Consider the following 24,758-nt stretch of genomic DNA (forward strand, 5'->3'; position numbering starts at 1 on the left):
ATGATCGTTCAAGATCATTGACTTATTTTCTTCCTTTTACGTTTTACGTGCGCTACATACGACCCGTCGTAATCCATCCAAGTTCATTTATTTTAACTTCCGGGTTCGTGACCACAAGTTTAAGCATGGAAATAAAATCTTGTTGAATCTGTTCCATAGTGGATAGGCCATACACATTAGCATTGTACATCAATATGATCTTCATCTTCTCATGGGGTTTTACGATCAACGTAAAATCAAAACTATTATGCTCTTTACCCTGAACATTCATAATTTCAAGCGGTCTTTCACCTTTTTTGCCCAAGTTCTCCATCCGATCCTTCTCAGGAAAATTCTGATAAACAACCACATGATTAATCAGTGATTGCTTTTGCCTGGTTAGGTTTTGAATATCATATAACGAATACGTATCATACGCATGTGAATCAACAGCTTGCTCCTGGTTCCTCTTCAACAGGGATATAAACGATTCTTCGCCCTTGGAGTGAATACGAACAGGGATTGCATTAATAAATAATCCAATCATACTTTCGATCCCAGGAATAGCAGGTGGCCTACCCGATACAACACTGCCAAATACAACATCGCTACTTTCATTATATTGCTGCAGCAATACACCCCAGGCGGACTGCACTAACGTACTCATGGTAACCTGATGCTCCTCCGCCGCCTGCTTCATTTGCTGGATTAAACCATCATCCAAATAGCAGGTCAGTGTTCTGGAATCTTGTCTCTTATGCTTGGGTTTGATTTGTTCTCCTGGCAATTTTGTTTGCCCTTCATAACCTTCCAAGTAATGACTCCAATAAGTTATGGCTCCTTTATTATCTTGCATTTCCAACCATTCAATAAATTGACTATACGGCGTTACTAGCGTCATTTCAGGTTTTCTGTTCTCCAGAATCGCAAAGTAATTCTCAAACATCTCTTTACTTACCAAAGACATACACCAGCCGTCCATCAAAATATGGTGGAAGCTCCAGATGACGCGGTATTCCTCAGGTTTTGTTCGTAAGACAGACATGCGAATTAGAGAATCTTGCTTTAAGTCAAACCCTCTTGCCTTATCCTGCTCGATATACTCGTCAACATACGTCTTACGTTGCCGTTCACTTGTGCCCGTAACATCTTCATAGTTGAATTCAAATTTCTTCTCTTGATACACGATTTGAAGAGGGGTGTCGATGAAATCACTGTAAAAATTAGTTCTTAATATCGCATGCCTTTGCATTAATTGATCCAGGCTCTGTGCAAAAGAGGCACTATCGAAATCCCCACGCATGTCAAACATGATTTGTACAAAGTAAGCGCCCGATATTGGATTTCGTTCACTTTCGTACAGCATTTCCTTCTGTAATGGTGTTAGTGGATATATATTTTCAATTCGACCGATCTGCCGGGTTTGTTCCACGATTTGATCCAATTGGTCCATGGTTAATGACTTACAGGAAATATCACTTGGTGTAAGTTCGACTTGTTCCTTCATAACACAATGCTCAATCACTTCATGAAGACTTTCCTTATAGAAACTCGCCAGTTGCTCCATCGTTTCCTGTCGATACTGTCTTCGACTATAGCTAATAGTCAGTGACAATCTTCCCTCGATAACGATGCCATTGATATTTAGTACAAACGGTCTCTTATTGTTCTCACTTACGGATGGTCCGCTGAAATAAGATGAGAATTTAATACCATCATTGTCCGAATCCTGATTCACCTGTCCCATATAGTTGAAACTAATTTCGGGATGTTTCTCCCAAATGATTCCTTCCTCTCTGTGTGACAAATACCTTGAAATTCCGTAACCAATGCCTTTGGTTGGGATCTGCCGCAGTCTCTCCTTGACGGTCTTAATCCTTCTCGATACATCTATCCCAGCTTCCATCTCAAGAATGACGGGGTACATACTTGTAAACCAGCCCACTGTACGCGTAATATCCAGATCCGGAAGGATCGCTTCCCTACCGTGTCCTTCCAGATTTACGACGATTTGTTCCATGCCTGTCCATGCATGGATAGCCATCCCCAATGCCGTTAGCAATAGATCATTAATTTCCGTATTATACGTACGATGTGTCTGCATTAATAATTGCTCGGTTTCCGCTACTGTCCACTGAAGGGTTATCGTTTCACTGTCTTTCCCGGTCGTCTCATCATAATCAGCATCTTTGGGCAGCGGGCTTATTTCCATGTTCTCCAGACGACGCCAATAGTTATCCTCTTGCCCCATCGTAGCGCTATCTGCAAACATAGACAATTGTTCTGCCCATTGTTTAAACGAAGTTGTTTTCTGTGGAAGCCGGATTTCTTGACCTCTCAAGAACTGGTCATGTCCTGACTGAATATCTTCATATAAGATACGCCATGAAACCCCGTCCACTACCAAATGATGAATGGCAATAAGTAAATGATCCCCATCAGCACATTGGAACAAGCCCAGTTTGACCAAAGGTCCCTGAGTCAGATCCATGCTGCTCTGAATTTCTTTCGCTTTTTTTTCGATGATGGGTGCAGGATTCACTTCTTTTTTGAGGTCAACAATTTCAAGATTGAATAATTCGCCTTCCTCTCCCCCTCGATTCCACGCTTCATATCCGCCTTCCGCAGTCTGACGATAAACGATACGAAGAGCATCATGTTGCTTCACTATCTTATTCATCACGTTGTAAACGAATTGGACATCAAATCCTTTTTCTCGATAGAACATCATTTCCTGATTGTAATGATGTGCATCCACCATGTTTTGATCAAAGAACCACCGCTGAATTGGCGTCAGTATGACTTGTCCCGTAACTTCCCCTTGGTCAGAAACCATGCTCACTGAGGTAACGTGTACACTTAGCTCCGCAACGGTCGGATAGGTGAAGAAATGCTTCATTTCCACTTTATACCCGGCTTGAAGAAGTCGTGAAGAAACTTGAATGCATTTAATGGAATCGCCCCCGAGTTCAAAGAAATTATCGGATATGCTGATCTTTTGAACGCCAAGTACGGATTCCCATGCAGAGACGATCGTTTGTTCTATAGCGTTTCGTGGCGCCATATATTCTGTTTCTTTTTGCATGCTTTTCTCTGGAGATGGCAATGCTTTTCGGTCAATTTTCCCATTAGATGTTAACGGTATTTGCTCTAATTGAACAAAATAGGACGGGATCATATAATCCGGTATTTCCTGGGATAATGCCATTCTGATTTTCTTAGCTGTTAAGGAATTATTGCCTTTCCAATATGCACACAAATGCTTTGATCCATCATTATTTTCACGAGCAATAACAACTGCTTCTTGAATGGAGTCTATTCTCAAGAGCGCTGTTTCCACTTCACCAAGCTCAATTCGGTAACCGCGAATTTTCACTTGATGATCGATCCGTCCCAGATATTCAATATTCCCATCTGGCAGCCACCTCGCGGCATCTCCCGTTCTGTACATTTTCCCTTCTGTAACAAACGGATTATCTACGAATTTCTCTGCTGTTAAATCAGATCGGTTCAGATAACCTCTGGCAAGCCCCTCACCTGCTACATATAACTCTCCCTGAACGCCAATCGGTTGAATTCGTTGGTGTTTATCCAAAATGTACGTTTGTAACGTTGGGATCGGTTTGCCAATATTGCTCTTTCCTGCATGTATTTCAACTCCAGTTATTTCTTTATAGGTTACATGAACCGTTGTTTCCGTTATCCCATACATATTAATTAACTGTACGAATGGGTACTTTATCTTCCAATCCTTTAATAATGCCGGATTGAGTGCCTCTCCTCCAAAAATCACTTTTCTTAATTTCAATTCTTCTCCACGATCTTTCCGTTCTTCTTGCAGAAGATGATAGAAGTATGTTGGCGTTTGGTTCAATATCGTCACTTGCTCATGTTTTAACAATTCTAAAAATTGTTCTGGACTTTTTGCCGTCATTTGGGGTACGATGACTAATTTTCCGCCATAAAGCAACGCGCCATACATTTCCCATACCGAAAAATCAAAACAAAAGGAATGAAACAACGTCCATATGTCTGATGCATCAAAATCAAAACAATTTTTACTATTGAACAATAAACGAACGACATTTTTATGTTCAATACACGTCCCTTTCGGTTTACCAGTCGTTCCTGAAGTATATATCACGTATGCCAAACTCGTTGGAGCAGCGGCCGTTCCCAGATTTGAATGATCTTCGTGATAAAACTTGGGTTGATCCAGGCAGACAACCTCTCCTGCAAAAGATATGCGTGCGCGCAAATGGCTTTGCAGCAATAATACTTCTACGCCTGAATCCTCAAGCATATAACGAATACGCTCCTCTGGATATTCGGGGTCAATGGGCACATATGCTCCACCAGCCTTCAAAATCGCAAGAATTCCAATGACCATGTCGAGCGATCGTTCAGCGATAATTCCAATGAGCTGATCCGCCTGAATCCCTTTGACCTTCAGCGTTCTTGCCAATTGATTGGCTTTTTCGTTCAGATCTTTATAGGTCAAGTGTTGATCCTCAAATACAACCGCCACTTGTTCAGGTCTTCGCACCGCTTGCTCTTCAAACAATCCATGAATGGTCTTGTCCAATGGATAGTCGGCCATGGAATCATTAAAACCTTCTAAGATTTGCGATTTCTCCCGTGCTGTGATGACTTCCACTTCATCGACATGGATATGTGGATTATTGATCACTTGCTCCATCAAATGGATCAAATGATCTTGAATGCGTTCTACACTTGCTCGATCATAGACGTTTGCATTGTAATAGAACATCCATTTCATTTCTTCACCCGGTTTGATAATCAGGTTAAAATCATAATTCGTTTGTTCATCCGCTTCTACATTGGTAATTTGAAGAGCTGTTTTCTCCTGATCCCCAAACTGCTCCACAATGCCTTGCACGGGATAATTTTCATACACCAGGATATGATCAATCAGATTTTGTTTTTGCTGAGTAACCGCTTGAATCTCATATAATGGATACGTTTCGTAAGGATGTGAAGCAACCGCTTGTTCCTGATTACGCTTCATCATCTCTATAAATGTCTCGTTTCCTTGAGCCTGAATACGTACAGGAATGGTATTAATAAATAAACCAATGATGCTTTCAACATCGACGATTGCCGCAGGTCTGCCCGATACCACACTCCCGAATACAACATCTTCACTGCCATTATATTTCTGAAGTAAAATTCCCCACGCAGTCTGCATTAACGTATTCAGGGTTACCTGATTCTGACTGGCCACTTGCGCCAATTGGCCGGTAATTTCTGTACTTAGTGTAAAAATCATATTCTCTGAACGATATTCATTACGATTCGTAATTGTATGTTTTTTCGGCAACGTGGTTTGCTCATCATAGTCTTGTAAATAGTCACTCCAGTATTTCAAAGATTGTTCATGATCTTGTTTTTCCAGCCATTCTATATATTGTTTGTATGGGATCGCTACCCTGTCCTCCCGTTTTCGTTGTTCTTGTATAGCAAAATATCCGTCGAACAACTCCTGTATTACAAGAGATAGACACCATCCATCCATCAAAATATGATGATAATTCCAAATAAAACGATAGGTTTCATCATGGGTATGCAAGATCGAGATACGCATTAATACATCTTTAGACAAGTCGAAACCTTTCCTTTTGTCTTCTCTTGTATAGGATGCCACGTATGCTTCACGATCGTCTTCATTCATTTCACGCAAATCTTCGTATACAAGTCCATTCTTTTTATGACGGTATACGACTTGCAGTGGTTCATTCTTCCATTGGCTGTGGAAGTTCGTTCTGAATATAGCATTTCGTTGCATCAACTGATCCACACTCTTCGAGAATGCCTCCACGTCTAATGACCCATGAAGATCAAGCGTCGTTTGAAGAAAATAAGCTTCAGAATTGGATTGGAGAAGATGATGAAAAAACATTCCATTTTGCATGGGCGACAAAGCATATATATCTTCGATTTCACCGATATGCTCAGATTGATGTGCAAATTCCTCCAGTTCCTCAATCGTGATTCTTTTTAAAGAAATATCACTTGGTGTGATTTCAGGTTTCACTTTCGTGACGCAATGCATGATCAATTGTTGCAGCGAATCTCTAAAACATTTCGTCAATTGCTCCATCGTTTCTTTACGATATTGGGTGCGGCTATACCGAAGTGTCACAGACAATTTGCCTTCCATAATTAAGGCGTTTATGTCAATAAGATGGTTTCTTCTGTGGTTTATGCTAGCTGTCGCTCCGCTCGAGTAGGGTGAGATCTGCATCGCACTATTCTGTAGATCCTGATCAAATTGTCCCAAGTAGTTAAAACTGATTTCTGGATTCAAGGTAAAAGGAGCTTCTTTCTGAAGTCCACTTAAATACCTTAAAACACCATAACCAATTCCTTTTTTGGGTATTTTGCGAAGATTTTCTTTGTTTGTCTTGATGAGACGAGACAAACTTGAACTTGCTTCCATATTTAATACAACAGGATATTGGCTCGTAAACCATCCGATCGTACGTGTAATATCCAGATCCGGTATAATCTGCTCTCGTCCATGCCCCTCCAGATTGACCAGAACTTTATCCATGCCAGTCCATTGATGAATAGACATTCCTAAGGCATTAAGCAGCAAATCGTTAATCTCCGTTTTATAGGCACGATTCGCTTGTTTCAATAACTGCTCCGTTTCTGCTGCTGTCCATTCCACTATTATTTCTTCACTGTCTTTTTCCAGTGCATGATCTTGTCTGATATCTTTAGGCAACGGTTCATATGCGGTTTGTTCTATTTCATTCCAATATTCAAGCTCTTGTTCAATGACTTCACTGTCCGCATACAACTTGAGCTTTTCTGCCCATAATTGAAATGAATCTGTTTTTGGGGGTAGATGAATCGGTTCTTCCTGACTTAATTGTTCATACCCTTTAGAGATATCTTCGATCAAAATTCGCCATGAAACTCCGTCGATGATCAAATGATGAATAACGATCAACAAATGATCTCCATCTGCACATTGAAACAATCCTATCTTCATCAAGGGACCACGATCCAAGTTAAAGCTGCTCTGAATTGTATTGGCTTTATTCTCGATCTGTTCAGATGGATCTGCCAATGCCTTTAAGTCCATTACTTCAAGCGTGTATAAAGGTACTTTTTCCTCCCCTTCATTCCATCCTTCATACCCTTGTTCCGTTTGGCGGTATACCATACGAAGGCCATCATGATGCTCACTAATCTTATTTAATACATGGCGAAGTGTGGCATCATGAAAACCTTCCTTCCGATATAACATGACCGATTGATTATAATGATGGGCATCCACTTTATATTGTTCAAAAAACCAATGCTGAATTGGAGTCAGCATCACTTGACCCGTGATGAATCCCTGCTCTGACATCGCACTAATCGGTTGGACATAGGGAATTAAACTTGCTATGGTAGGATACTTAAACAAATGTTCCATCTGAACCTGATAGCCCGCTTGATATAATCTCGAAGAAACTTGAATGGATTTAATCGAATCCCCTCCGAGCTCAAAGAAATTATCCGTCACCCCAATGTTCTCCACACCAAGTAAGTCTTCCCAGATGGTTGCGAGTTGTTGTTCCACCATCGTTCGTGGGGCCTCGTAATCCGTTCCCTTCAACATATTTTCTTTTGGTGCTGGCAGCGCTTTGCGGTCGATTTTCCCATTGGACGTGAGCGGCATCTGATCCAGTTGTACAAAATAGGACGGGATCATATAGTTTGGCAGCTGTCTGGACAGTTCTTCTCGCAGTTTCCCTATCGTTATTGCATTCTTCCCGACCAAGTATGCACATAATTGTTTAGTACCCGTTTCATCTTCTCTGGCCAAGACGATGGCCTCTTGTATCGTGGATGTGTTTAGAAGAGCCTTTTCCACTTCGCCAAGTTCGATCCGGTATCCACGAATTTTCTCTTGATGATCCACCCTTCCTATATATTCAATGTTCCCATCCGGCAGCCATCTTGCAAAGTCACCCGTCTTGTACATTTTTGCGCCCGTAACAAACGGATCATCTACGAATTTCTCCACTGTCAGGTCTGGCAGGTTCAAGTAACCTCTGGAGAGCCCTGCTCCTGCTACACATAATTCTCCCTGTACTCCAATAGGCTGCAATCCATTCTCTTCCCCTAAAATATAGACTTTATTATTGGCAATTGGCCTGCCAATAGAAATCTTTTGATCCGCTGAGTGGATCAAAAGAACCGTTGAAACGACGCTATTTTCGGTTGGACCATATTCATTGCATATTTCGATGTGCGGATTGATTTGCTGCAATCTGTGGATCAAGGCCGGAACTATCTTCTCTCCCGCAGCAACAACATTTTTCATGGAAGCCCAATCTTCTGCGCTCACTTGTTCCACCAGGGTCATCAAAAAACTGGGCGGGCTTTGGATGTGCGTGATTTCCTGTTTTTTAATTAATGCATTGATTGCTACAGCATCTTTACATTGTTGCTGATTTAACAAATACACCGTCGAGCCAGATATAATCGGACCAAAAAAATGGGTAATAAACGAATCAAACACGAATGGATTCAGCATTAATACCCGATCTTCTCCAGTAAAGCTATAAAATTCCGATTTCCACTGAAGAGAATTTGCAATGCTGTTATGTTCGATCATAACGCCCTTCGGGTTTCCAGTTGTGCCTGATGTATAGATCACATATGCCAAGTTAGTTGAACTCGCTTCAGACTCTACGTTCAAAGGATTGGTGTGGTAACTCTGTTCATCATCAAGAATGATACATGTCCCCGCAAAATGTACCGGCTTCTGTATATGACTTTGCAGCAGCAAGAGGTTCACTTTGGAATCCTCCAGTACAAAATGAACACGCTCCTCCGGATATTCCGGGTCAATAGGAACATAGGCTCCTCCGGCTTTTAAAATCCCGAGTAAACCTACGATCATCTCAAGTGAGCGTTCTGCCATAATCCCAACCAACTGCCCCGCCTGCACACCCTTGGATTGAAGTGTCCGGGCCAATTGGTTTGCTCGTTGATTTAGCTCGCTGTACGTGAGCTGTTTGTTCTCAAATACCACAGCTGCATGATCCGGTGTTCGTTGTACCTGCTCTTCAACTAATTGGTGCATCATCTTGTTCTTTGGATAATCCGCGACCGTATCGTTAAAGTCAACTAACAATTGGTTTCTATGAAACTCTGAAAGCATCTCCACTTCACTTAATTCCAAGTCAGGCTGACTCAACACGACAGAAAACAATTGGTCCAGATGTTCTGTAACTTGGACTATAAAATCTCGATCATAACGCTCCTCATCATAAGCGAGTTTCAATTGAACACCATCGTTCTCTAGGTCAAAATGAAACATCGTCGCTGCTCTTACGTTATTCTCATCCAAGTTTGAATGAATTTCTTTCAAAGAAACTATCGAATGGATCATAGGTAACTGGTTCGAATCATATTGAACGTTTAAATGCTCGACCATCTTTCTGAAGGGTATTCGTTGATGCTGGATGGCTTCACTTAAACTTACCTTCACTTGATTAAACACGGATTTAAATGACATCGTGCGATCGATATTATTTTTTAATATTAAATATTTATTGGACAGTGAAAGTTCATTATTCTTTTCTTCCAGCGTTGGCATGCCAATAATCATTTTGGATTCATTGGTGTATTTATATAACAGACACGTCACTCCAGTTAGTAATATCGTATAAATCGCCATTGGAGCGTTTTTCGAGATGGACTTGATTTGATGTGACACGTGGGCCGACAAAGGCTTATATATATACTTCTGATGCTGTGTATCGTCTATGTGCGTTGAAGTCGTTTTACAATAAGGCAAATGAACCAGATAATCATCGTCTTCAAAGCGATTTGCCCAATACATTTCTTGTTTCTTAAAAATAGACATACGGCACCCCGATCACATTTATAATTTGTAGGTATATATTAGGAAAAATCCACTTCAATCAAATCTGCTAACGTATCCCGATTCATTAATTCTTCAACCAATTTTATTTTGCTGATTTCGATATGGGGATTTTGGCAAATGGTTGTTAATATGAACACTATATTTTTGGACATCGCTTCAATCGTTGTTTTCTCAAATAATGTTGTACTGTATTCAAAGGCGGCTTCCAGCCCATGATCCAAAATGGTGGCATATAAGGTTAAATCGAATTTGGATACTTTATTATTTTGAGCATAAGGTTTACAGGTTGCGCCCTCCATTTGAATCTCTGATGCCTCCGTATTTTGCAATACAAACATGGTGTCAAACAACGGATTTCGGCGGACATCTTTGGTTATATGAACTCTCTCGATCAATTCCTCAAACGGGTAATCCTGATTCTCATAAGCGCTTAACATATGTTCTTTCACTTCAAGCAGGTACTCCGTAAATGTTTTTTCTCCCTCAGGATAGTTTCTAATCGCAAGTGTGTTCACAAACATCCCCATAACCGGCTCCAATTCCGCATGGGTCCTTCCTGCGATCGGCGTCCCAACAATGATATCTTCTTGGCCGCTGTATTTGGATAATAAAATGGTATAGGCTGCAAGTATAATCATGTATAGCGTCGTTCCTGTCAGAACTTCCATCTTTCTTAAATCTGTAAAGAGTTCTTCTTCCATTGCAATTTCGAATAAATCTCCCTCATTGCTCAGGATTTCAGGTCTCTCATAATCTGTAGGCAGATCCAGAAGGGGGATCTCTCCACTAAAGACATCAAGCCAGTACTTCTCCTGCTTTTTTATCTCGTCACTTTGAAGTTGAGCTTGCTGCCATTCCGCGTAATCCTTGTACTGAATTCGAAGGGGGGAAAGTTCGTCTCCCTTGTACAATTGGCTAAGCTCGGTCATTAGAATGTTGATGGATAGCCCGTCTGCAATAATATGGTGCAGATCTACAAGCAATACATGACGCTCCTGCTGGAGTTCAATAAGACCCACTCTCATCAGAGGGGCTTGGCCCAGATCGAATGGGCGAACAAACTGTAGAATTTGGTCTTCGATATCTTCGTCCGAGGATACGAAACATTCCATTCCAAAATTCACTTCAGGATATATCATTTGTTTAGGCTCTCCGTGTATCATTTTAAATGCCGTCCGAAGAGATTCATGACGACAAATCAAGTGTTGAAAGGCTTCTGTTAACCTCATACGATCAAGCGATCCTTCTATCATAAAAATGCCTGACATATTGTAAGTGAGCTCTTTGCCGCCTTTGATGCTCATAATGTACATTCTCATTTGCGCTGAAGAAATAGGATAATATTCTTTTTCCTCCACATTGGGAATGGTAACCACTGCACTCCGCTCCATATTTTCAATGAATTGAGCCATCTGTTCAATCGTTTGCCATTCAAAGACATTTCTTACCGATATACTGACATTAAGGTTGTGATTAATTGCGGACACCAGCTTTGTCGCTCGTAAAGAGTTACCTCCCACATCAAAGAAAACATCTTTTATACTGATTTTTTTCACGGCAAGCACGTCTTGCCAAATGAGCAACAACTGTTTCTCAACCCCTGTTCGGGGTTCTACATATTCGCTTCCCGTTTGTATGTTTTCTTCCGGAGCCGGAAGCAATCTGCGATTAATTTTCCCGTTCGATGTCAGTGGCATCTGATCTATTTGTATAAAGTAGGCGGGAACCATGTAACTCGGTAAAATAGGAGTCAGACTTTCTTTCAATTCTCTAACCGTCAGCGTCTCATTCCCTGTGAAGTAAGCACATAAAGATGGCTCCCCGTTATCATGCTCTTGTGCAATGACGATGACCTCTTTCACACTCTCTACAGTTAATAATGCCGCTTCAACTTCCCCTACTTCGATCCGATATCCGCGAATTTTGACTTGGTGATCCATTCGTCCTAAATACTCGATGTTGCCGTCCGGGAGCCATTTCACCAGATCCCCCGTCTTGTACATTTTTGCTCCCTGGACAAACGGATCTCGTACAAATTTCTCTGCGGTCAGCTCAGGTAAATTCAGGTATCCTCTGCCTACCCCATCGCCAGAAACACATAATTCTCCTACGATGCCCACAGGCTGAACTTTTTCATGTTTGTTTAATACGTACAGTCGGTTATTTCCTAATGTTCGGCCAATCGGTATGTGAGCCCGTCTATTTTCTGTATCAAGTTGTTCTGGAATTACTCTGTACGTAGCAACATCCACACAACATTCAGTTGGACCGTATACGTTGATCATGGTTGGCGGCGTGATATGGTTGAGCGAAAATAAGGCTCTTAATTCAGCTACACTTTGTTGAGAGAGAGCCTCTCCACCAATCAGCATGTATTTTAATGAGATATCATGAATGATTTTGGCTTTTAATAGTAATTTCAAATGTGCGGGCGTACCGTCTGTTACGTCAATTTGATAGTGTTGATAGTAATTCATCAAATCTTGTCCATCCAATATCGTTTCCTTATCCACAATAAACAAGGAATGACCGGATAGCAGTGCGCCAAAAATTTGCTTGACCGATGCATCGAAATAGTAAGGTGCAAGCAAAGCCATACGCAAATGGGGATGGTGATCCTCAATAACCTGGCTATACAACGCTTTAACCAAGTGATGCACCTGACGGTGTTCGATCATCACGCCTTTTGGCTTGCCTGTTGTACCCGAAGTATAGATCACATAAGCCAACTGCTCGGAATCACCTGCTGACTCCAGATTCGACAGATTCGCTGCGTAGGTTGCTTCATCATTCAAATTAATCGTTGTGCCATGGAAAGATACAGCATGCTGAAGATGCCTTTGGGTGACCAGTACCGTTGCTCCTGCATCATGCAGAATATACTGGATACGCTCTTCTGGAGCATCCGGATCGATGGGTACATATGCCCCTCCCGCTTTCAAAATTCCAAAGATGCCAACGATCATGTCAATGGAACGATCGGTCATGATACCTACAACTTGGTCCTCTTGTACGCCCTCAGCTCTTAATGTACGAGCCAACTGATTCGCCCGTTCATTCAGTCGACGATAGGTCATTCGCTGATCCCCATGACCAACGGCCAATTGATCAGGTGTCCGTTCCGCCTGCGCTTCGAATAATTCATGGAGGGTCTGATCGTGTAAATAATCTATCGTTGTGTCGTTAAATTCATATAAAACAAGGTTTTGCTCACGTTCAGACATCATTTGAATGTCTGACAAGTGAACATCCGCTTCGATCACAATGTGGCTGAGGATGTGGAGCAAGTGCGTCTTCATCCTGTCAATGGTATCTCTTTCGAATAGTTCCGTTTTATAGTTAAAATGCATTTCCAGGCATTCGCTGTCATCTTCAACAATAAACATTAGATCATACAACGATATACCCACATTTAATTCTCTCACTTTGAACGTGCAATCCGTTTCTTGTCTTGGATTCAATTCTGTATTCAAAAAGATATACATCGTATTGAATAGTGCTGTCCCTGTTGTATCCCGATGCATGTTTAACTTCTCTACGAGGTTGTCAAAAAGATAGTCCTGATGATCCAATGCATCCAATGATCGTTTTTTGATTTCTTCAAGATAGGTTCGAAAAGGTTTATTCCCTGCCGGCTGTGATCGAATGGCTACTGTCTGGATAAAGACACCTATCATGTTTTCGACATCAGGATGGTTTCTTCCAGAAGTTGGCGTACCTACAATCAGGTCTTCCTGACCCGAGTAATGATGAAGCATCACATTGTAAGCGGCCAATAACACCATGAATAACGTAGTTTCTGTTTGTTTAGCAAGCTGATCCAGCGAATGCTTCAACTGTTGATCCAAAACGAATGACACTCTTGACCCTGCCGAAGTTAAATGAGGTGTTCGAACAAAATCAGTAGGCAGATTAAGATTTAGCAGCTCCCCTTGAAATTGTTCCAGCCAATATTTTTCTTGCTGTTTATACGTCTCTCCCGCCATCCATTCTTTCTGCCAAGCTGCAAAGTCTTTGTATTCAACTTCAATGTCCGGCAAGTTTCTTCCGTCGTAATCATCCATAAGTTCATTGGCAAGGATACCCACAGAATAACCGTCAGATATAATATGATGCATCTCGATGAGTATTTCTGCATGATCATGGCTTACTCGAATGAATTCAGCCCGGATTAATGGTGCCTTGGATAAATCAAATGGTTTGGCAAATGTCTTCACATCCTGTTCAAATTGGGCCGGGCTCTTTTGAGACTTTTTCACTTCAAAATCAACCGAAGGGGCAATCTGTTGGTACAGCTCTCCTTCGACAAGATGAAAACTGGTGCGAAATGCTTCATGACGCTGAACCATTTTTTCCAATGATGCGATCATTTGAGTTTCATCTATATTTCCGGTAACCGTGATGTGACCGCACATGTTTTGAAAAACGCTATTCGGCTCAAATTGATCCAGAAAATAGATTCGCTGTTGTGCAGCAGATGTTTCATAGAATTCCTTTACTCCCAAAGCCGGAATAGGCATGTACGTATCCTCTTGCTCGCCTGTAATCAGATTGGAAAGCTCCTTGAGATGTTGATTCTCAAAAAATTGAACAATTGAAATTCTATGATGGAACTGCTCATGTACCTTTGAAAGCATCACCGTCGCCTTCAGCGAGTTCCCCCCAAGATCAAAGAAATGATCATTTCTCCCCACTTGATCCACGGATAATAGTTCCTCCCAGATCAGCGCCAGCTTTCTCTCCGTATCATTGACCGGATCTTCGAACACGAGTGCATGTTTACGGCCAGGAACGCGGTCATCGTTGTACATCTCATTTAATTGATCTTGTTGTTCCGGTGAAAATAACGTCAAAGACGAAATTTCTGCCTCAGGATGAATTGCTATATGTTGCAGCAGACTCATAAACCCTTCTGACCATAATTTCATCATCTCATGTCCAATGAGATCGGTATTATAATCAAAATCCAGATACAATTCACGGCTAACATCAGTAACATTTAGAAATAAATCATACGGAATATGCTTAACGGGATACGACATCCATTCAGTCTCCATATCTTCAAATTGAAGATGATGGATCGTTCTATCCATATTAAATAAAATGCGAGTATCCGGCGCTGTCATCGTGGAAAGGTATTCAGATACGATCGACAACGGAACATGCTGGTATTTCATTACCCGAGCTACTGTTTCCTTGATATGAAGCATATTATCTTCAATGGACTGCTCCGTTTGCAACACATTGTGAACAGGTACAATATTAACGCAATTGCCAATCAGTGCATGTTTATTCATATGGGACTGACCCGCGGTAGGGACGCCAATCACCAGTTGAGACTGACCCGTGAGTTGATGCAGATATACATGAAATGCTGCAAACATGGTTACAAACAAGCTGCTTTTATTATTCATACTTAGCGTTCGCAGTGATTCGGTTAATGGACGGTCCAGCTTCATGGAATATCTTGCACCTGAATATCCTTTTTGAGCATCCCCGGACTGCGCCGTTGGTAACTTTATTGTGGGAAACGATAAGGAAAATTGCTCTTTCCAAAACTGAATCCCTTGGGTAAATGTACCTTTATCATGTTCAAGCTGTTGCCATGTTAAATATTCACGAAATGGAGTGGCCTCAGGTAATGTAACGTGACCTCCTCGAACAAGCGCAGAATAGATCTGTTCCAACTCTTGAATGAATACAGCAATTGACCAACCGTCTGCAATAATATGATGGAATGTAAGCACCATAAGAAATTGATTCGTTCCCTTTTTAAGCAACGTAATTCTAAATAGAGGCTCTCCAGACTGGAGATCGAAGGTTTCACGCGCATCATTAGATAACCAATTGGAGACTTCCAATTCCTGGTTCCCTTGAAAATTCTCTGAGAGATCAATACATGTGCATTGAAATTCTATTGCTGGTCTAATTTGTTGTGTTTCACGATCGACATGAATCACAGTTCTCAAAGCATCATGACGCTGAGTGATCTGTTTCACGGCCTGATTCAATACTGAGAGGTCCAGGTTGCCTGTCATGTTTAAAATTACACTTTGATTTAATGCAGCATTTGCAGCTTCTCCATGCAGTGAAGTTAATAACAGATGCTTTTGTTCTAAAGAAAGTGGATATTCCGAAACAGGCGAGTCACCCGGAATAAATCCAAACTCACGAAGCTCATACACCGTTTCCTTCACGATGCGAATAATCGTATTCATGTCATCCATGGTATGCACGGTGGATATAAAACAGTTGCGACCTTCCCAAATATATAAGCCTTTATGAATTAAATGGTAGAAGAACAACTCCAAATCACCAAATGAAATAAATCTAAACAACGATCCGTAGTTTACCATTTGTATCGGCACATTGGATGTTTTGAAAAACTCATTTAACTCGTTGACCAGATAATCTGTTTTTCCGTTTAATTCCTTATATAATCCTGCTCCCTCGGATTGAAGATAATCCAGAACCGTTAACGTCACTCTCATCGTCAGCGGATGTGTACAGAATGTTCCACCGACAAATGTTTTCTTATCCGCATCCTCAGGATAGGACTGATCGCCATAATGCCAGACTCCTCCATCCACTGCATTCATGAATTCGGCTTGGCCTGCGACGATGCCAAGCGGCATCCCGCCACCGATCACTTTTCCATACGTCACCAGGTCTGCTTGAACCCCGAACCATTCTTGGGCCCCACCCAAACCAATTCTGAATCCAGTAATGACCTCATCGAAAATAAGTGCAGTTCCAAATCGTTTCGTAATCTCTCGTAGTTCCTGTAAAAATTGTCTTGGCTGCATATCCGGTCTTCGACTTTGCACTGGTTCCACAAGCACAGCAGCCAACTCATCACCGAGGCTTTGAATAATATCCAACGTTTGTGGATGGTTATAATGAAGAATAATCAAATCATCCATATAGCTGTTTACAATACCTGGAGCCATGGGCAGAGCAGGAGATAAGGCATTCTCAGGATTCGCTACACCCAGCACACCATCATGAGTTCCGTGGTATGATCCTGAAAACAATACAACTTTGGAACGGCCCGTAACCGCTCTCGCCAAGCGCAGCGCAACCATGACTGCCTCTGTTCCTGAATTATAAAATGCGACACGCTCTACCCCTGTCAGTTCACAGATTTTTTCTGCGACATCACCGGCCACATCAGACATTGGACCTAGTGGAGGCAGCTGTTCCTGAACACTGTTTGCCATTACATTTTGGATAAACGATGGATGATGACCGAATAGATTTACACCAAATCCCATCGTTAGGTCCATATACTCGTTACCATCCATATCCCATAATTTGGTGCCATCCGCACGTACTGAAATAATGGGATACACGAGTTCTTTCCAATACGAACGGAATCCGGATACATTGCGATTATTCGCATGGACCAAACGAGTTTGATCTGTTTTTAACTTGGAACCTTTCGTTCTTGCCGTATACTTTGCAATAAATTGTTCCAAATACTGTTGTTGGGGTTGTGTAAATCCACTATCTTCATGAATTTTTAATGATTGATACGGAATGAATGGTTTGGCATTCTTCGATTCCGTCACTGGTTTGATTGTTTTAAGCTCTTTGACTTCTTTGACTTCTTTGACTTCTTTGACTTCTTTGACTTCTTTGGTTTCATTATGTTTAACTTCCAAATGAGGTGCTGGAACGACATCGTTTGCTTCACCTAACAACAAATTAAGACTCTTTAATTGTGATTCCATCAGTTGAATGGCCGAAATCTTGATTTGCTCTGAAATATTCGCGGCAGATTGTAACGTGCCCGTATTGCTTACAACCGCATGATTTACATTGTGTTCCTGATTATTTTTATTATTAGTATTTTCTTTCACCACGTTGTCCTTTGTATTCTCAGACACGTATTGGACCAGATGATTAATATCCGTAAGGTTTTCAAAAAACATCTCCATAGGGATATTCAAACTGAACTTATCCAAAATTTCATTCCTGATTTGCACAAGAATGATGGAATCCAACCCCATTTGGAGAAAATGAGCATTCATATCTAACTCATCCAATTTCAATCCAGAAGCACGACTTATGCTTGTTTTAATCTTTAATTCAATATCATTTGTATTTGTATTTGTATTTGAATACCTCTCCATATGAGCCTCATTCCTCTCTGAAATGTACTCCGTCGGGATCGGATGCTTGACTTCAATCCAACACCTCTTCTGTTCAAACGGATATAACGGCAATGGAGTTTTTGGTATAACCTCATGTCCATAAAATTTCTCCCAATCAATCACTGCCCCTTTTGTATACAACTCACCGAATTGATTTATTGATTCTGCCTTTGCCTGGTGATACAGACGATCAGAAATAAGCGCCTTATCTTTTTTTCCATAGCCAAAATAAACATCGGTCAGCTTGTCCTCTCCATTTGCGATTTGATTTAATTTTTCGCTTAGTTCTTCTGTACTGGTTATAATGATGGCCAACCGATAATCCAAATTAGCTCTTCCTGTACTCGCTGTATAACAAATTTGTTGAATAGAAACATCACGGTGATCATCTATATATTGATGATAACTTCTAACCAGTTCATCAAGTGCCCGTTCGTTGGCAGCAGATAAAACAAATAAATTACGTTCTTGAACCGGTATTGGATGTTTTAAAGGCAAAGGGACAAATTCTTCGAGCACCACATGCGCATTCGTCCCGCTGAAACCGAATGAACTAACCCCACAGCGCAAAGGCTTGTCTTCCTCACCAAAATCCATTGATTTTTGATTCACATAAAAAGGAGAAGCTTCAAATTTAACTAATGGATTAGGTTTATCAAAGTGGACCAATGGCGGAATTTTCTTATTTTGAAACATGAGGAGTGATTTAATTAATCCAGCTATACCCGCTGCTTCAAAGCAATGCCCGATGTTCGTTTTGGCAGATCCGATTGCACAAAATTGCTTCCGATCTGTATATTTCTCAAAAGCTTTACGCAGTGCATTAAACTCAACGGGATCACCTAATTTCGTCCCTGTTCCATGGGCTTCAATAAAATGTAGCGTTTCGGGAGAAATTCCTGCTTCATTCCAAGCCTGTTCAATCACATTGGTCTGTGACTCCGGATTAGGTGCAGTGATTCCCGCCGTCTTGCCATCTTGATTAATCGCACTTCCTTTAATCACACCATAGATATGATCCCCATCGTTAACAGCTTGCTGCAATGGTTTTAACAGGACAGCTCCAACACCTTCACCAAACCCCGTACCATCGGCATTTTCACTAAACGTTTTGGTTAAACCGTCAGGTGATTCCATATCCAATCCAATACTTATCGGTAATAATGCCGTTCGAATGCCTCCCGCTATTGCCATTTCACAATCTCCAGCGAGCAACCCTTTACATGCCAGATGAACAGCAACAAGTGAAGAAGAACAAGCCGTATCGATCGTAAGCGCTGGACCTTTCAAATTTAAGAAATAAGCGATTCTGCTCGACAGTACAGAAGGTAAATTTCCAATGATATAATTTTTGAGTTCTTCGGGGTAATTAGCCGTCACAAGCCGCTCATAGTCATATCCAACTTTCGAAAAACCCACATATACGCCCACATTTCTTCCATGGATGCCTTCGCCTGCATATCCTGCATCTTCAATCGTATGCCAAGCGGTTTGCAAGAACATCCTTTGATTCGGGTCCATGAATTGTGCTGTTTTCGGTGTTAGACCAAAGAATGAATAATCGAATTGATCAATTTGATCCAAATAACCACCCTTGATAAATTGGCTTTCATTCATTTCACTTCGAATAGATTGTAAATAATCACCCGCATCTTTTACCCGACTTTCGGGATAATCATGAATGGTATAGGCACCATTTTCTAAAATATTCCAAAACTCATTCGTATTCGTTGCTCCCGGAAAGTTCAAAGACATACCGATAACAGCAATATCTTTTGACGAGGCATCCTCTTTCTTAATTTGCTTTTTTTGCATGGTTTCGCCGTCGCTTCTAGCCAAATATCTTGCTAATTCAGTTATAGAGGGATATGTAAAGAGGTCAGTAACAGCAAGCTCTTCTCCATATTTCTGTTCGATACGTTCAGCGATTTGAGCCAGTTGTAATGAAGTTGCCCCCATATCAAAGTAACTATCTTCAAGTTCAATCTTCTTCCCCACCAGCACATCAGAAAATAGTGAAATTAATTCGGTTTCAATCCCTCGAACAAATCCAGGAACCGTTTCTTTGACTTGATTGTTCATAGTCCGTTCATGGATGTATGCAGACTCTGTTAGGAATTTCCCTGCTTCATATTGCCTCGCTAACTGATATCGCTGTATTTTCCCGCTTGTCGTTTTCGGTAATTTTTTAATGGGCAGCACCTCTTTGACACTCCATCCACCGTGTATATATAAGTGCTTTTTAATTTCTTTGATAAGAGGCAGAAAGTGTTCAATCTTTTTTTTATAAACTACAAATACAATGATCTCTTCACTTTCACGATTTGAATCATACACACCACAAGCAGCAACTCTTCCGAGTTCGATATCATGCAACTGAATCGCTACACGTTCAATGTCATGTGGGTATACATTTTTACCATTGATGAAAATAATGTCTTTTTCCCGCCCTGTTACAACGAGATTGCCATTCATGATCAAACCCAGATCCCCTGTATTCACCCATCCGTCTTGCGTTAATAACTTCTTCGTTGCCTGTGGATTATTATAGTAACCTTGGGTGACGTTATCCCCCTTGATTTGAATCTTGCCGATGACAAAATCGGGAACCATGTTCCCTTCCTCATCGCAGATTCTGATCTGGCAATAATCAACAGCCTTACCCACTGCGACGAACGAAGCCACGTGTTCATCTTTGGGGTCTAATTCAATCACATGCTCTCCGAAATTCAGATGATCCCGGTGCACATGCACCGCAGTAAATTTTTCTCCATTGCGGGGAAAAGCAACTGCAACAGAGGCCTCCGCCAATCCATATACAGTAAACATGGCTGTGTTCTTCAAGTGATATTTTGCCAATACATCCAAAAACTCATGACATACTTCGGGTAATATAGGTTCGGCCCCGTTGTAGATGATCCTGACACAGGACAGGTCCCATCCCTCAGCTTTTTCTTCGCGAAAGAAATTCAAGAAATACTTATATCCAAAATTAGGAGAGGAAAGTATGGTCGCTTGGTGTTCATCCACTTTTTTCATCCATAGAATCGGTTTTCGAATAAATAATTCAGTTGGAATCAAGTACTGATGAATACCTGCCACGAGTGGTACGAGGTGAAATCCGATTAACCCCATATCATGGGTAAGGGGCATCCAGGAAAGGAAGCTATCGCTTGCACTGATTTTTGTACCATTTATTGCAGCACTGGTATTGTAAATTAAATTTCGATGTGTAAGCATCACGCCTTTAGGGTCACCTGTTGATCCAGAAGAAAACTGAATAAATGCCAACTCTTCAGGCTGAGGTTTATAACAGGTTACCGATGTAAAATCATATACTTTATCTTGTATAATTTCTGTTCTAGCTTCTACTTGATGATGAAAATCTAGTAATTCATGTTCTAAAGCAAATTTTTTCATTTTATCCAGCACCTTCTCAGATGCAATCATGAAGGGGTCATTTAGTAAATCCCAAATACGGCACACTTTTAAGTTCTGTTCTTCATCTTCACCAACACTTACAGGTACAGGTATCATTCCACCGAGTAAACAAGCCCAGAAAGCGACTAAGAATCGTTTATTCTCTTGGATTTGAAAAATAATTTCCTGTTTTGGTTTAATCCCCATATCTTGTAAATAACCCAAATATCCTAGGGCTTCATTAAATAATTGGCTATAGGATATAAAAGTTTCGATTTTATCAGCATCAATAAAAAGAATACCGCGGTCCGTTATATTACTTCTGTCCTGTATGACATCTACTAACGTTTGATATTGATTGGTATACATATTTCTCCTCCAAATCTATCATCTCATTCACGCTCATCATTTAACTTACACATATTTCCAAGGAAATTTTACCATAGAAATATATGTAATAACAAGTATAGTAATGTAAAAATATAAGAATATTTAGCCATTAATAATACGATTTTTTTACATATTTATGACAAAAAATCAGGATAACCATCCAATTCACACCGTAAACTAATCCGGTAAACGACAAACAGGCTACCCTTTTAAAGAGGTAACCTGGAAATTCCCACAAATTTTTCAAGTAAACAAAATAGGTATTATTTATACTAGATTGCATCAATCAAAGCAGTTTTATCCTTTGAAATTTGTTTTGCAGTGAGAATGGAATGACAGATCTGAATGGAAAGATTTATATCTTCTTCACTAAGTTCATATCCGTTGTCTACTTGTTCTTTCACCCTTTGTAATTTTAGAAATAAGGGTTCTACCGTTTGGGTATAAGATATGGAATCTTTGTTATAGTTCCGTGAAATCAGTGCGGTCACCATCATTTCAGATAAAATATGTTTACGTATATTTAACAACTTATTCTTTCTTTCATTTGTATTCGTAAGCAGGAGTAGATCAGAAGGCTGATTTAATGAATACGGTACAATCCTTTTCGTTATTTTATTCATCAGACGTGCTAAAACATTTTTAGGCCCCAATTCGATCACTTCTGTAATCCCATGTTCAAGCATATACAGCATAGACTCTAACCATCTTACAGGCTTAGTCATTTGCATATTTAAGTAATCAACGACGGGTAGATCAGGCTGATACGGTGTTGCTGTAACATTTGAAATAACTTGATATTTAGCTTGTTTATATTGTTTTTGATCTAATTCTGCTTTAAATTGCTCTCCTGCAATTTGCATCATCGGAGAATGATAAGGACCACTAACGTTCAAATACGAATGTGAAGTTCCCATTGATTCCGTCATTTTTATGATTTGTTGTATGGATTGACGATGTCCTGAAATGACAAATTGCTGGTCAGAGTTGACACAGGCCACACATGCCGGGCGTTCCTGCGTTGAGACTTCTTCACATATTTTTTGAAGTGTTTCCAATTTAATATGAGATATGGCTGCCATAGTACCCTGCTGATTCGGATCTGCATTGTTCATCATGATGCCTCTTTGCCTCACAAGTTTAATGGCGTCATGAAAAGAAAGAACACCAGCACATACAAGAGCCGAGTATTCTCCTAAACTATGACCTGCCAACATAGTGGGTTCCACCCCTATTTCTTGCATGTAAACTTGAAAGGCAATAACACTAACGGTCAAGAGAGCAGGCTGAGCATTCATAGTCAATGTCAAATCATTCAAGCTGCCCTCAAAACACAACTTTCTTAAATCAAAAGAAATGGCGTCGCTGGCTTCTTCAAATCGATTCTTAGCTACTTCAAAATGGTCCCAAAAACTCTTCCCCATCCCAATCATCTGAGAACCTTGTCCAGGAAACAACAGAGCTACATTACTCATCCAGCATCCTCCATGTATTCAACATTTATATTTCGAGCATTCGAGTCGTTTGCCCAGCCATATAATTCCTTGTTTTCAAAAATATATTAAACTTTCATTGTAAGTTATGCAATAATAAAAATTGGAGCGGGAATGAAAACAGACACCTCCTGTAGTGGGGTGCCTGGTTCAGTTCATATTTTAGCATTTTGCATAATTCAAGACACATGATTCACATTATCCCAAATATTTCAGCACACCATCCGTTTCTTTGGCTCTCAGCGTTACTTTGGCTATTAATTGTTCCGGTTGCTGAAAATCCTCTTTGATCTCAGCCATCATTTCCTTCACCAGTACTTCGAGTTGCTCCAACGTCGTTTCTTTAGGTAAAATACGCGTTCTTACAATCTCATGTTTACGAAACGAATCATCGTACTCTCGAACCGATTCCTGGCCGAATGCACTAACTTCCAATTCAACTTTAATTCCTTCGGACATTGTTTCACCTCTTCCACTCGTTTGAGGTTGATTAGGACTCAATTAATCCATACTTCACAAAACTGTGGTATAATCCATCCTCTTCAATTGTACCCGTAATATCATCCGCAATGGCTTTTAGACCTGGCTTCGCATTGCCCATCGCAATCCCTACGTTGCAAAACTCCAGCATCTCAGCATCATTCATGCCGTCCCCGATGGCGAGTGTATCTTTACGTGACATCCCCAGATGCTCCAACAAATCTGCGATAGCAATGGCTTTATGAATTCCCGGGATCATCAATTCACCACTTCCTTCACCGAAGATCGGAACCGTGCATTGAATGACTTCGAATCTACCTTCGAACTCCTGCTTGATCCGGTCGAACGAAACAACCGGGCTTTCCAGAAAACAAACCTTATTCACGTCATCCTTATACAGATCGGCTTCTCCATACGTCAGTCCGGCAATAAACGGGTGCGGCTTCTGCTCTTTCTTCTCTCTGGCATTGGGATCATTCTCCACATCACCATAGATGCGACGTTCCAGATGAGATTGAAGATGGCTACTTGCATACAAGGCCGAATTGGATTCCAGGTAGAAGTCAATCTGGTGTTCATTGAGGAAATCGACCATATGCCGAACATCCTCAGCCGTTACCCTTTTGTGATAGAGCACTTCTTTGCCAAACTCCACATAGCCGCCACCCGCACCAATCAGACCGTCGAAACCTACATCCCATATGGAATCATATATCTCTGCCTTGGATCTGCCTGTACATAAATAGAGCAAATGTCCGTTCTCTCGCGCCTGTTTACAAGCAGTCTGTGCGGATAACGGAATGTTGCCGTCATCGTCTACCAGCGTTCCATCAATATCTATAAAAACAATATTTCGATTCGTTGTGCTCATCTGTATTTGCTCCCATCTATGCTAACTTGCTGATTCTTGAACTTTGAACTTTG

The 24,758-nt window shown here is 40.9% G+C and carries 5 protein-coding genes; all 5 read right to left on the bottom strand.

Annotated elements, in window-relative coordinates:
- Nucleotides 1-52: 52 nt before the first annotated feature.
- The 5 genes from ACFTRD_RS16600 to ACFTRD_RS16620 all read right to left on the bottom strand — a co-directional run bounded on the left by ACFTRD_RS16600 (nucleotide 53) and on the right by ACFTRD_RS16620 (nucleotide 24,705).
- Entirely contained in the window at nucleotides 53-9,874 is a 9,822-nt protein-coding gene (locus tag ACFTRD_RS16600) for an amino acid adenylation domain-containing protein (protein ID WP_379381948.1), read from the bottom strand.
- A 38-nt stretch (nucleotides 9,875-9,912) separates the two neighbouring features.
- Complete coding sequence (locus ACFTRD_RS16605) at nucleotides 9,913-21,840, bottom strand: amino acid adenylation domain-containing protein (RefSeq protein ID WP_379381950.1); 11,928 nt, start codon at nucleotides 21,838-21,840, stop codon at nucleotides 9,913-9,915.
- A 293-nt stretch (nucleotides 21,841-22,133) separates the two neighbouring features.
- Complete coding sequence (gene fabD / locus ACFTRD_RS16610; RefSeq protein ID WP_379381952.1) at nucleotides 22,134-23,336, bottom strand: ACP S-malonyltransferase; 1,203 nt, start codon at nucleotides 23,334-23,336, stop codon at nucleotides 22,134-22,136.
- A gap of 216 nt (nucleotides 23,337-23,552) precedes the next feature.
- Nucleotides 23,553-23,813, bottom strand: coding sequence for a hypothetical protein (locus ACFTRD_RS16615; RefSeq protein WP_192268054.1), 261 nt, complete (start codon nucleotides 23,811-23,813; stop codon nucleotides 23,553-23,555).
- Between the two features lie 31 nt (nucleotides 23,814-23,844).
- Nucleotides 23,845-24,705, bottom strand: coding sequence for a Cof-type HAD-IIB family hydrolase (locus ACFTRD_RS16620; RefSeq protein WP_379381955.1), 861 nt, complete (start codon nucleotides 24,703-24,705; stop codon nucleotides 23,845-23,847).
- Nucleotides 24,706-24,758: the final 53 nt, after the last annotated feature.

The sequence above is a fragment of the Paenibacillus sp. NPDC056933 genome (genome assembly GCF_042674385.1).
Taxonomy (GTDB): Bacteria; Bacillota; Bacilli; order Paenibacillales; family Paenibacillaceae; genus Paenibacillus.

Excerpts from the sequence above, each read along its gene's own strand:
- ACFTRD_RS16600 (WP_379381948.1), bottom strand. The coding sequence starts at position 9,874 with ATGTCTATTTTTAAGAAACAAGAAATGTATTGGGCAAATCGCTTTGAA.
- fabD (WP_379381952.1), bottom strand. The coding sequence starts at position 23,336 with ATGAGTAATGTAGCTCTGTTGTTTCCTGGACAAGGTTCTCAGATGATT.
- ACFTRD_RS16620 (WP_379381955.1), bottom strand. The coding sequence starts at position 24,705 with ATGAGCACAACGAATCGAAATATTGTTTTTATAGATATTGATGGAACG.
- ACFTRD_RS16615 (WP_192268054.1), bottom strand. The coding sequence starts at position 23,813 with ATGTCCGAAGGAATTAAAGTTGAATTGGAAGTTAGTGCATTCGGCCAG.
- ACFTRD_RS16605 (WP_379381950.1), bottom strand. The coding sequence starts at position 21,840 with ATGTATACCAATCAATATCAAACGTTAGTAGATGTCATACAGGACAGA.